Annotated in this window: 10 protein-coding genes; 1 reads left to right on the forward strand and 9 read right to left on the reverse strand. The window is 43.2% G+C overall.

Annotated features, from left to right (window positions below):
* The first annotated feature begins 179 nt into the window (after positions 1-179).
* Entirely contained in the window at positions 180-368 is a 189-nt protein-coding gene (locus CVD28_RS22435; protein ID WP_101596877.1) for a YjzD family protein, read from the forward strand.
* Between the two features lie 59 nt (positions 369-427).
* Here the strand turns inward: CVD28_RS22435 and clpB are convergent, their stop codons facing one another.
* The 9 genes from clpB to argC form a co-directional block, all read right to left on the reverse strand.
* Complete coding sequence (clpB, locus tag CVD28_RS22440; protein ID WP_101596879.1) at positions 428-3034, reverse strand: ATP-dependent chaperone ClpB; 2607 nt, start codon at positions 3032-3034, stop codon at positions 428-430.
* 228 nt (positions 3035-3262) lie between these two features.
* Positions 3263-3454, reverse strand: coding sequence for a YjzC family protein (locus CVD28_RS22445; protein WP_101596881.1), 192 nt, complete (start codon positions 3452-3454; stop codon positions 3263-3265).
* A gap of 134 nt (positions 3455-3588) precedes the next feature.
* Positions 3589-4545, reverse strand: a complete 957-nt coding sequence (argF, locus tag CVD28_RS22450) for an ornithine carbamoyltransferase (RefSeq protein ID WP_101596883.1) — start codon at positions 4543-4545, stop codon at positions 3589-3591.
* Positions 4542-7670 (reverse strand): carbamoyl phosphate synthase large subunit, encoded by a 3129-nt coding sequence (locus CVD28_RS22455; protein ID WP_101596885.1) that lies wholly within the window; start codon positions 7668-7670, stop codon positions 4542-4544. The genes argF and CVD28_RS22455 overlap by 4 nt, the downstream gene beginning before the upstream one ends.
* The gene (locus CVD28_RS22460) at positions 7663-8748 is read right to left on the reverse strand and encodes a carbamoyl phosphate synthase small subunit (protein ID WP_101596887.1); all 1086 of its coding nucleotides are present in this window, start codon (positions 8746-8748) and stop codon (positions 7663-7665) included. Before CVD28_RS22460 ends, CVD28_RS22455 begins: the two co-directional genes overlap by 8 nt.
* 73 nt (positions 8749-8821) lie before the next feature.
* Positions 8822-9979, reverse strand: coding sequence for an acetylornithine transaminase (locus CVD28_RS22465; protein WP_101596889.1), 1158 nt, complete (start codon positions 9977-9979; stop codon positions 8822-8824).
* A complete protein-coding gene (gene argB / locus CVD28_RS22470) occupies positions 9976-10752 on the reverse strand; it encodes an acetylglutamate kinase (protein WP_101596891.1) in 777 nt (258 codons plus the stop codon). Before argB ends, CVD28_RS22465 begins: the two co-directional genes overlap by 4 nt.
* Positions 10753-10762: 10 nt before the next feature.
* Positions 10763-11995 carry a bifunctional ornithine acetyltransferase/N-acetylglutamate synthase gene (argJ, locus tag CVD28_RS22475; protein WP_101596893.1) on the reverse strand — a complete coding sequence of 411 codons (1233 nt, stop codon included), beginning with the start codon at positions 11993-11995 and terminating at the stop codon, positions 10763-10765.
* A 16-nt stretch (positions 11996-12011) separates the two neighbouring features.
* Positions 12012-13046: an N-acetyl-gamma-glutamyl-phosphate reductase gene (gene argC, locus CVD28_RS22480; RefSeq protein WP_101596895.1), complete on the reverse strand. Its 1035-nt coding sequence runs from the start codon at positions 13044-13046 to the stop codon at positions 12012-12014.
* Positions 13047-13089 lie beyond the last annotated feature (43 nt).

Raw genomic sequence — 13089 nt, forward strand, 5'->3', positions numbered from 1 at the left:
TTTATATGAGAGAGGGATATTGCCCATTTTCTATTATTTTCGTACCTGAGAAGGACTTTTGAAAATTACATTGAAGGGAAGAATTATCTGATCTGCAAAAAATACATGGAAATATTATTTTCTACTATTTTTATATGTGGTAATATAATATTGATTGTAAGGGAACGAGGTGATTATCGGTGAAGTATTTTTGGACCGCTTTCTGGACCTTTTTATTAGTGCAAATGCTTACATATGTTGTAGGCTCGATGATTGGAGTAGACTTCAATTTTAAAACCGGCACAATTTTATCTGTTGTTACAACTATTTTAATTTTCATCATTCCTGCTATTATTCCAAATGACCCTGTTCATAAAGGAAGCCATTAATTAATGGTAAGTAAAAACCTTGTCCAAAAAGACAAGGTTTTTTGCTGTTTTTTTAGGCATTATTCAGGATTCTGGCTAATCATTATTTCTCCATTTTTCAACCCGATTTCTACTGTTCCGTTATCCTTGATGTTCCCAGAAATAAGCTCCCTGGCCAACTTAGTCTCGACATGCTTTTGGAGGAATCGTTTTAGCGGCCGGGCTCCATACACAGGATCATACCCTTCCCTTACAATAAAATCACGGGCATTTTCATTCATAACAAGCGTTATACTTTTTTCTTCTAGCCTTTTTTGCAATTCAAGGACCATTTTATCGACAATACGGCTAATTTCCGTTTGTGATAAAGGCTTAAAAAGCACAATATCATCAATCCGGTTTAAAAATTCAGGACGGAAATGATGCCTTAGCTCAGAAAACACCCGATCCGCAGCTTCCTCACTGATTTCCCCTTCGGAATTCCTTCCCTCAAGCAGGTGCTGGGAACCGATATTGGAAGTCATGATAATGACAGTGTTTTTACAATTCACAGTCCTCCCATGAGAGTCGGTAATCCTTCCCTCGTCCAGCATTTGCAGCAGTAGGTTGAACACCTCGGGATGTGCCTTTTCAATCTCATCCAATAAAATGACTGAGTACGGCTGTCTTCTGACTGCTTCCGTAAGCTGGCCTCCCTCTTCGTATCCAACATATCCAGGAGGAGCTCCAATCAGGCGGGAAACCGAATGCTTCTCCATATATTCCGACATATCAATCCGAATAATATGTTCTTCACTGTCAAAAAGGGACTCGGCCAGCGCCTTAACTAATTCTGTCTTACCGACTCCGGTCGGGCCTAGAAAGATGAACGAGCCAATCGGCTTATTGGGATCTTTAATTCCAGCACGGGCCCGCAAAACGGCATCAGCTACAAGCTCCACAGCTTCATCCTGTCCGACGACTCGCTTTCGGAGCGTACCTGCCAGCCGAAGAAGCTTTTCCCGCTCGCCTTCCACAAGCTTTACTACGGGGATCCCCGTCCATCTTGCAACAATGGAAGCGATCTCGTCCTCTGTTACTTCCTCCCGGAGCAGAACAGATTCTGATCTCGTTTTTTCTATCTCTTCTTCCATTTCCTGGAGTTCCCGTTCCAACGATGGTATTTTACCATGGCGAAGCTCGGCGGCACGGTTCAAATCGTATTCATTCTCCGCCTTCTCCAGTTCCCGGCGCAGACGTTCCAGATTTTCACGTTTATCCTGGACAGTTTGAAGCGCAGCTTTTTCCATTTGCCATTGCGCCTTCATACTGTTTGCGCTATCACGCATTTCTGCAAGCTCCTTCTGTAATGTGTCCAGCCGTTCCATGCTTCGTTCATCAGATTCTTTCTTCAGTGCTGCTTCCTCTATCTCAAGCTGCATGACCTTCCTAGTGATTTCATCCAGTTCTGTTGGCATCGAATCTATTTCGGTCCGAATCATCGCGCAGGCTTCGTCGACAAGATCAATTGCTTTATCCGGCAGAAACCGTTCTGTAATATAACGGTTTGATAAAACAGATGCGGCTACAAGCGCCCGGTCATGGATACGTACTCCATGGTGGATCTCAAACCGCTCCTTTAACCCTCTGAGAATTGACACTGTATCCTCAATATCCGGTTCCTGCACAAGCACCTGCTGAAAACGCCGTTCAAGAGCAGCGTCTTTTTCAATATACTGGCGGAATTCATCAAGGGTAGTAGCTCCGATGCAATGAAGCTCTCCCCTGGCGAGCATTGGCTTCAGCATATTGCCGGCATCCAGCGCGCCATCCGTCCTGCCGGCTCCTACTATCGTATGAAGCTCGTCAATAAAAAGAATTATTTTTCCTTCACTTTTTCGGACTTCAGTTAAAACTGCCTTAAGGCGCTCTTCAAATTCTCCTCGAAATTTCGCACCAGCCACCAGGGCACTCATATCGAGTGAAAAAATAGTTTTATCCTTTAGCCCTTCTGGTACATCCCTTCTCACTATCCGGATTGCCAAGCCTTCGACAATTGCCGTTTTCCCAACTCCTGGCTCCCCTATCAGAACTGGATTGTTTTTAGTTTTTCTGGATAATATCCTGATAACATTTCTTATTTCGGCATCGCGGCCAATAACGGGATCCAGCTTCCCTGCTTTTACTTCCTCAACCAGGTCTCTCCCATACTTCTTTAATGCTTCATAGGTACCTTCAGGATTTTGGCTAGTCACTCTTTGATTCCCCCTTATTTCTTTAAGAATATTGATGGCAGCCTGGTACGTCAGCTTTCTTTCCGTAAGTTTTGCGGATATAGGATGTGCTTCCTTTAATACTGCAAGTAAAATATGCTCTACCGATAAGTATTCATCATCCAAACCGCTCTTTTCTTCCTCTGCTACTTCGAGCAGCCTCTGCAAAGATTGTGATATATATAGATTTGGCTCGCTTTCATTAGAGATAGTTACTTGAGGCAGCTTGTTTAATTCTTTCTTTAAGAAATTCTGAAGCTCTTCTGCGGGCATATTAACTTCTGACAGCAGCCTTTTTAATAATCCTTCATTTTGCGAAGCGAGCGCCAGTATCAAATGTGCTTCTGTTAACAGTTGATGTCGACGATCAAGAGCATTCTTCTGAGCCAGGATAAATGCTTCCTGTACTCTCTCCGTCATGTTTTCCATATTCATTTTCATAGCCTCCATTAAATTGAGAGTTATGAATTTATATATTAATTTGACCTTTTTTGACTTTAGCTTTATTATACAAATTTTAATTAGCAAATAAAATAATAAAGTCTCCTTGCTCTTAAAATTTTACCCAAATACAAAAAAACCTGGCTGTACATTCTGATTTTTTATCAGAACATAACAGAAGGTTTTTTAAAAGAATTTTGAAAAAAGTGAACTACTTTTGTTTTAATCTAAATTTCGCTGCTGATGATGATAAGTCCAGATCCGATTGTGATTCGTATTCTCCGGAAATCTGTCACCGGCGCTTAATTTCACCATTTTCGGGCTTGATACACTGCTCCCCGTTTCGCCAATTTCAATATATACACCATTATTCGGAGCCTTCTGGCCGGCTTTAAATTGATGATTTTGTCCCATGTCAACACCCCCTTGGTTTGCTGCACAATTATTTTTTCCTGAAGAATGAATGTTCATGTAAGAAAAGCAAAATGGAGCCGAATAATACAAAATCCGTATGGCATGGAGCCATACGGATCGGTTTCTCTATAATATTATCCGAGCAAATCAGCTAAGATTGCTTTTTGGGCATGAAGCCTGTTGCCTGCCTGGTGGAATACAGCTGAATTTGGTCCATCAATAATATCTCCAGTTACCTCTTCCTCCCTGTGGGCAGGAAGGCAGTGAAGGAAAATATAATCTTCCTTTGCGTGTTTTACAAGTTCACTGTTAATTTGGTACTCCTTAAATGCCTTAAGGCGAATTTCATTTTCATCCTCCTGGCCCATTGAGGTCCAGACATCGGAATAGATGATATCAGCATCCTTTACGGCATCCTTAGGGTCACGGCATATTTCAGATTTACAGCCTGATTTTGCCGCCGCCTCCTTTGCAAGTTCAACAATTTGGCTATTTGGTTCATAACCTTCTGGACAGCCAATTGCAAAATCTATACCTGTTTTCCCACAGGCCATCATTAATGAATGGGCCATATTATTCCCATCCCCAACATAGGCCATCTTCAATCCTTTAAGTGTTCCCTTAATTTCCTGGATAGTCAGTAAATCTGCCATCGCCTGACATGGATGAGAAAGATCTGTTAATCCGTTAATGACTGGGATGCTCGCTTCCGCTGCCAGCTCTGTTACCTTTTCATGCTCAAATGTACGGATCATAATCCCATCCACATATTGGGAAAGGACTTTAGCCGTATCAGAAACTGTTTCCCCCCTGCCAAGCTGGATATCATTGCTGCTCAAGAAAAGTGCATGGCCTCCGAGCTGCAACATTCCAACTTCAAAGGATACTCTTGTACGGGTAGACGACTTTTCAAAGATCATGCCGAGTGTTTTGCCTTGAAGCGGCAAATATTTCTCACCTAGTGTATGTTTAGCTTTAATTAGTTTTGCCAGCTTTAACAGCTGGGTTATTTTTTCACCTGAGATATCGGCTATAGAAAGAAAATCTTTCTGCTGAAGTATTTTGGCTGCTGGAATTGATGCAATTGTCATAGGTACATCACTCCCTTTGGTTGTTTTCGCTGCCACTCTTGAAGAGGGAAGACGTTAAGTTCCCCTGTTTGAGCAGTCTCCAGATAAGCTTCAAAGGTTTCTGGCTCCGAAAAAGCAAGCAAGCGGTACTTTGCAGAAATAAGGCGGAGCTGCTTATCTTCCTCTGTATTCCCGAAGGCAAGGACGATAGAACCGTTGCCTTCCTTCAGCCAGCCTTCAAAGTCCTGATTATTTATGTTAAGGCCTGCATTATTTATTTCATCATGCATTGAACGGGATTTTTTAACCGAGGAGGCTGAAATATAAATACCGTTTTTACCATGCCACTGCCTGCGATGATTATGGAATACCTTAGCCATTGTCTCTTTTCTGCCTACGCCAATGGCGATTCCTTCACCTGTTGATTTCATTTCCGGACCGATTTTTGAATCCATCCCGCTTAGGGCAAAGGTTGAAAACACTGGATACTTAACGACTGTATATGGAATTTCCTCCATAAGCCCTGTATGGGAGAAGATATTCGACACAGTATATTTCCCAAGCAATATTTTTGTCGCAATTTGGACAAGCGGTACACCGGTTACTTTGCTGATTATCGGAACCGTTCTGCTGGCTCTTGGATTTACTTCAAGAACATTGACTGTATCCCCATCAATAACGAACTGAATGTTCATTAATCCTTTATAATCTATTTCACGGACGATTTTTTCTGAATAGTGAACCATTTTTTCTTTTACCTCTGCTGATAGTGATTGGGCCGGGAGAATTGCCATGCTGTCGCCGGAGTGTACACCAGCACGCTCAACGTGTTCGGCTATCAGTGGAATATAAACACATTCTCCATCTGCCACTAAATCAATTTCAGCCTCTTTAGCAGGAAGATAAGAATCAATCAATACGGGAAATGCCAGCTCATTTCCGGTTTTCAATCTGGTCTCCAGACTGGTTTCATCAATAAATACTTCCATTCCCTGTCCGCCAATTACATAAGAAGGGCGCAGCAGGACAGGATATCCGATTGCTTTAGCCTTCTCTAGCAGCTGACTCTCGCTGTCTGCCATCGTGCCAGGAATATGCGGGATATCAAGCCCCTCCAGAAGCTGATAAAAACGTTTGCGATCTTCAAGCTGATCAACAATATCACAGGAGGTACCAATCAAATTCACGCCCAGCGCTTCCAAACTGTCAGCAAGATTAAGCGCCGTCTGTCCGCCAAACTGCACGATAACATCTGTAATCCCCTCAGCTTCTATCACATTCATGACATACTCCAGGGTAAGAGGCTCAAAGTACAGGCGGTCTGCCGTTGCATAATCAGTACTTACTGTTTCAGGATTGTTATTGATCAGTATGGTTTCAATGCCTTCCTGTTTTAGTGTATAGACACTATGAACAGAGCAATAATCAAATTCTATGCCCTGACCAATCCGTATTGGACCGCTTCCTATGATCAGAACCTTTTGTTTATCCGAGGCAATTTGCTCATTTTCTCCAAAATAGGTCGAATAAAAATAATTGGTAAATGAATTGAATTCTGCTGCACACGTATCAACTGTTTTATATACTGCCCTTACTCCGAGGTTAATCCTGCTATGGCGGACAAGCTCTTCCGTCACATCCCAAACGGTTCCTAAATAACGATCCGAAAATCCCTTTTCTTTATAAAGCTGCATTTCCGCTTTGGTAACCTTATTTAAGCTTGTTGCGGCTATCTCTTTTTCCAGTGACACAAGCCCTGCGAAGCAATGAAGGTAAAAATAGTCAATTGTAGTTGCATCATGGATTTTCTCCGGTGTAACGCCTCTTCTAAGAAGCTCCATTACCGCAAAAAATCTTTCATCGGTACTTTCTGTCACAAGCTTCCAAAGCTCTTGGACTGTTTTTTTGAATAGGGAAGGAAGCTGCAGCCCCGCTGTTTTTAATTCCAATGAATCGACAGCTTTTTGAAGGGCTCCTTCCAGATTGCGGTGGAGGGCCATTACTTCACCTGTTGCCTTCATTTGCGTGCCAAGTCTTCTATTCGCTCCAGTGAACTTATCAAACGGCCAGCGCGGAAATTTAACCGCTACATAATCAAGGGCTGGCTCAAAGCTTGAATACGTACTCTGGGTTACCGGATTTTTCAATTCAGACAAGTGATAACCTACTGCAAGCTTTGCAGCAATACGAGCAATTGGATACCCTGTTGCCTTTGAAGCGAGCGCTGAAGAACGGCTGACACGCGGGTTCACTTCAATTAAGTAATATTGCTTGCTGTGCGGATCAAGAGCAAATTGAATATTGCAGCCTCCAATGATCCCAAGTTCGGAAATGATTTTGATCGATGCTGAACGCAGCATATGATATTCATCGTCAGTCAGCGTCTGGGAAGGTGCCACAACAATCGAGTCCCCTGTATGAATCCCTACCGGATCAATGTTTTCCATATTGCAAATAGTGATACAGGTACCATTGCTGTCGCGCATTACTTCATACTCAATCTCCTTATAACCGGCAATGCTTCGTTCGATTAGACATTGTGTTATTGGACTTTCCTGGAGTCCTCCCCTGACAAGTTCCTTAAAAGAATCCATTGTCTGTGCAATGCCGCCGCCAGTTCCGCCAAGTGTATAAGCGGGGCGAACAATGATTGGAAAACCGATTTTTCCAGCGAATTGTACAGCATCTGAAAGTGTATGGACAATCATGCTTTCCGGGATTGGTTCATTTATTTCCATCATCAGTTTCCGGAACAGCTCCCTGTCCTCCCCTTTTTTAATAGAATCAATCGGTGTGCCCAGCAGTTTCACTCCAAATTTATCGAGAGTACCTGCCTCATGGAGCTGATAGGCCAGATTTAACCCGGTCTGCCCTCCCAATGTTGCTAATAAGCCGTCAGGCCTTTCCTTTTCAATAATTTTTGCCAGGACATCGTGGGTAAGCGGTTCGAAATACACGACATCCGCGTTTAGATCGTCAGTCATGATAGTTGCAGGGTTATTGTTAACCAGAACAACCTTATAACCTTCTTCTTTTAAGGCCACACACGCCTGTGTACCTGCATAATCAAATTCTGCGGCCTGCCCGATGACAATTGGGCCAGATCCGATGACAAGGATTGTTTTGATTGATTGATCTTTAGGCATAGACTTTATCTCTCCAGCTTGTGTCTTTTACTGTTTGCAGAAATTCTTCGAATAAATTCAGGCTCTCTGCCGGGCCCGGGTTAGCCTCAGGATGATACTGAGCAGTTAATATAGGAAGGCTTTTATGGGACAGACCTTCAACCGAACCGTCATTAACATTGCGGAAACGGACAGCCAGCGGTGTACCTTTAAGACTTTCTTCTTCAATTTCATAGCTATGGTTCTGTGAGCTCATAAATACGCGCTTCGTTTGGATATCAACAACAGGCTGATTCGCACCCCTATGCCCAAATAGCATTTTTTTTGTATCGCCCCCAAAGGCTAAGGCAGTCAGCTGGTGGCCAAGGCAAATAGCCATGGACGGGAAGGTGCTTAGAATAGCCCTGATATTCCCGATCAAATGGGTCAGCTGTTTCGGGTCCCCAGGGCCGTTAGATAGCAGTACACCATCCGGGGATAACGATTTGACCTTTTCAAATGAGATATCGTAAGGAACAACTGTAACTTTGCAGCCTTTCAAAAGAAGTGAATCCAAAATCGATTTTTTATATCCAAAATCCATTAAAACAATATGGTATTTTCCTTTGCCATATGAAACAATCTCTTTTGAGGACACCTTTGGCACTGTTTCGTTTAAACCCTTGGTGTTTAGAAGATATGCATTTGGTGTTTCAGAAAATGAAAGGACGGACGTCATCGAGCCTTCTTTTCTGATCTGCTTCACCAAGGCCCTTGTATCTATACCGCCAAGCAATGGGATTCCCCATGAGTCCAAGTACTCCTTTAAGGAGGATTGTGCCTGGAAGTGTGAATAATGCATATTTCCCTGGTAGACTATAACACCAGCAACATGCGGTTTTTTGCTTTCAAAGTCTTCGCGATTAATTCCGTAGTTTCCGATAAGGGGGTAAGTAAAGACAACTATTTGCCCTTTGTAGGATGGGTCTGTCAATACTTCCTGGTAACCCGTCATCCCGGTAAAAAAGACGACTTCTCCACAGATATCCTTTTCTTTGGGTTTGGTAATATATTCTCCTTCAAAGGAAGCACCATTTGCCAAGTGTATATAGCCTTTCATTTTTCCACCTCTAACAATGTATAATTATTTATAAAAAATGATTTTTATTCATTTTAACTCATAAATTTCAGCCTTAATGGCTGATAGATACTTGTTTCATAGCAGCAAGGGCAATCATATTAACTGCAGCGTCAATTTCATGCTTTTCCACAGTCAGCGGCGGCAATAACCGAAGAACATTCTGTCCGGCCGGCAATGCCAGCATTCCTTCTTCCTGAAGGGAAACCAAGAAAGGCGCAACTTCTAATGTTAACTGAATTCCAATCATTAGCCCTTTGCTTCTAATTTCAGATATAAATGGGAACTCTTGCAATTTGTCTTCTAATTGCCGGATTAGATATTCGCAATTTTCATTAATTTTTTCAATAAAACCGGCTTTTTTTAATTCATTTAATGTAGCTTTTGCAGCCGACATGCTGACAGGGTTGCCGCCAAAAGTGGAACCATGGCTGCCAGGTCCGAAAAACTCCTGCAGTTCTTGCTTGCCGATCATTGCACCAACAGGCAGCCCATTTCCAAGCCCCTTTGCTGCTGTGATGATATCAGGCTCGATTTCATAGTGCTGGAAGGCAAATGCTTTACCAGTTCTGCCTATGCCTGTTTGTATCTCGTCAATGATGATCAAGGCACCTGTCTGTTTACAAATAGTTTGAATCGCTTGGAGAAATTCACTTGAAGCTATATGAATTCCGCCTTCACCCTGGATAATTTCCAGCATGATTGCAGCAGTATCTTTATCAACAGCATTTTTCACTGCTTCCGGATTGTTAAACTGAATGTATTCAAAGCTTTCCAGCATGGTTCCATAACCATTTCTTACTTTTTCCTGGCCGGTGGCCGCCATGGTCGCAAACGTTCTTCCATGAAAAGATTGCTGGCAGGTAACAATTTTCGAACGGCCCGTTGCCTTCCTTGCCAGCTTCATAGCAGCTTCATTTGCTTCTGCACCGCTATTGCAGAAGAACACTTGATCCAGACCTGACAGTTCTGCCAAAAGGGATGCGGTATCCTCCTGCAGTGAATTTTTAAAAAGATTCGATGTATGCCAGTACTGATCGAGCTGCTTTTGAACCGCCTGCTGTACTGCCGGGTGCCGGTGCCCTAAATTCAGAACCCCTATACCGGATGTAAAGTCCAGATACTTTTTTCCTTCGGTGCTGGTCAGCCAGCATCCTTCGGCTGATTCCGGCTCTATAGTCCATCTTTGGTAGGTTGGAAAAAGTGCGCTCAATTCATTACCCTCTCTTCTTTTACAAATTTCGTTCCGATAAATTCACCATTTTGGAAAAATCGTTCCTTGCCGCTCACAATCATGACATCCCTTACACCCTGATCCAGGACAGCAAGTGCGGTATTTACCTTTGGAATCATGCCGCCATATATTTTTCCGTCGTTAATATACGAATCTGTTTCGGTTTTTGTTAAACGTTTCTGAATTTCTCTCTCAATCAGCACCCCTTTAACGTCCGTAACAAACAGGCACATTTCAGAGTTCAATGCCTTTGCTGCTGCTCCTGCGGCCATGTCGGCATTTACATTTGCCTTCTTTCCTAATCCTGTTGAGGAAATAGGTGTCAGTACAGGTGTTACTCCTTTTTCAAGCAAAGCACCAAGGACTTCTGTATGGACGTTTGTGATCTGACCAACTGCCCCGAGCGCGGTTTCGTCAATCAATTTGGCCTGAAATATTCCGCAGTCCGACCCGTTCAATCCTATAGCAGGTATTCCATGGCTTTCGAGCTTTTCCACCAGGCACCGGTTTGTCTTACCCGACAAGATAAGTTCCGCAATACCTAAAACCTCTTTTGTCGTTTTCCTAAGACCATTTATAAACACCGGCTCAATGCCTTCCTTTGAAAGCATCTCATTAATATCCGGACCGCCGCCATGCACAAAAACAAGACAATAGCCCAAATCCTTCAATTCTTTTAAACTCTCAAAAAAAGTGTCAGATAGTTCATGAATGATGCTTCCTCCGCATTTTACCGTCAGAATTTTATTCATTTGCTCTCTCCTAAGTCCGATAGCTGGCATTGATTTTAACATAATCGTAAGTCAGGTCGCAGCCCCATGCTATGCCTTCCTCTTTTCCCTCTTCAAGGAACACATTGATGACGATATTGTCCTGGTCCAGATAAGCCTTGGCATCCTTTTCAGAGAACGCAATCGGGCGACCATGATCCAGAAGGCAAATATTACCGAATGAAATGCTTACTTTGTCAGGATTAAATGCGACTTCGCTTCTGCCCATTGCCCCAATGATTCTTCCCCAGTTAGCATCTGATCCGTAAACAGCTGTTTTTACAAGGTTGGAACCAATAATCGTCTTCGCGATTTGGCGTGCTTCCTTTTGTGTTCCCATGCCCTGGACTTTCACTTCGATCAGCTTTGTCGCCCCTTCACCGTCTTTGGCTATTTGCTTTGCCAAGTCCTCGCATGTAGTTCTAAGCAATGTCAGAAAGACTGCCCAATCCGGGTGTTCTGCATTCAGCGGCTTATTTCCAGCTTTTCCATTTGCCATTACAAGCACCATATCATTTGTGGAAGTATCTCCATCCACCGTAATTTGATTAAAGGTTTCATCCGTAACTGATGATAACGCTGCCTGCAAATCAGCCGTCTCAATGGAAGCATCTGTTGTGATAAATCCAAGCATTGTAGCCATATTTGGATGGATCATACCCGAACCCTTTGCTGCACCGCCCATTTTTATTTTTTTATTATCGATCTCTGCTTCATATCCGCAATTTTTAGTAACCGTATCTGTTGTCAGGATGGCTACCTCAAAATCATTGGCGCTTGAAACATCATTATTTGGAACCATCGCCTGGATTCCCTGTTTTATTTTATCCATTTGCATATATTCACCAATTACTCCGGTCGAAGCCACCGCAACATAGTGGTTGGGGATGGTAAACTTTTGGGCTGCCGCCTCTCTCATTTCATAGGCATCTGCCAAGCCCTGCTCACCGGTACATGCGTTAGCACAGGCGCTATTTACGATTACAGCCTGAATTTTCCCTTCTTGAGATATACTTTCCCGCGTGACAGCGAGCGGAGCCGCCTGGAACGTGTTCAGTGTATAAACAGCTGCACAGGATGCCGGCACTTCAGATAAAACTGCTCCCATATCCTTTTTGGAATATCGTAAGCCTGCATGCACTCCGGCTGCACTATATCCCTCCGGAGATAAGATATTTCCTGCCTGTATATGTTGGATACTTTCAACCGGATTTAATGTTTTCATCTTCTTCCTCCCGAAATTATGGATATAGCGGTGCTTGCATCAGCCCTGCAGATGGATCTGCACCGATAAGAATATTTGCATTTTGAACAGCCTGGCCGGCTGCTCCCTTCATTAAATTGTCAATAACCGATACGATTGTTGCCTTATTAGTCCGCCCATCAAAGGCTACGCCGATATCACAAAAGTTGGAACCATATACCTGTTTGGTACAAGGAAAATGGGCTTCTGGCTGAATTCTGACAAATGGGTGGCTTTCATAGGCAGTTTTATATAACTCTAGCAGTTCACTTGTAGTAGTTTTCCGCTTTAATTTTACATACATCGTCGCCATGATTCCCCGAGTCATCGGCACAAGGTGGGTATTAAATGAAACTGGCTCAATTTCTCCTGCCCACTCATGAAGCTGCTGTTCGATTTCCGGAATATGCTGGTGCTGGTGTACTTTATAAATTCTGAAATTGTCATTCATTTCACTGAAATGGGTAACGGCGCTAGGTGATTTCCCCGCTCCTGAAACACCAGATTTCGCGTCTACGATGATATCGTTTGTTTCAGCAAGCCCTTCGGTGAATAATGGCGCTAAGCCCAGCAGAGTTGCGGTGGGATAACAGCCTGGGTTCGCAATAACACTGGCTTTCTCAATCGCCTTCTGATTCCACTCCGACAATCCATAAACCGCCTCATTTATGATTTCCGCTGGTGCAGATGTGCCTTTATACCATTTTTCGTATTCGCCTGATTTCTTTAACCTCAGATCGCCTGATAGGTCTATGAGCTTAACTCCGAGTTCACGGAAGCTTGGCGCCAGTGTCTTTGATATTCCCGTTGGAGTTGCAAGAAAGACGATATCTGATGTTTTTGCGATTTTTTCAGGATTAATTTCTTCTAGTATGTATGGAAGGTGGGCCAAATGATTGCCTTCTGCCCATATTGGGACCCCTGCCTTGGAGGATGTATGGAGCGATTCTAAATGAAAATGCGGGTGATGTGTTAACAGCCGTATTAATTCCAGCCCTCCATAACCTGACGCACCAATAATTGACACTCGCAAACGGAACCCACTCCTTTTTGTCTAATTAATCGAAAAATTTTTT

This window comes from Bacillus sp. M6-12, assembly GCF_002860285.1.
Lineage (GTDB): Bacteria > Bacillota > Bacilli > Bacillales > DSM-1321 > Peribacillus.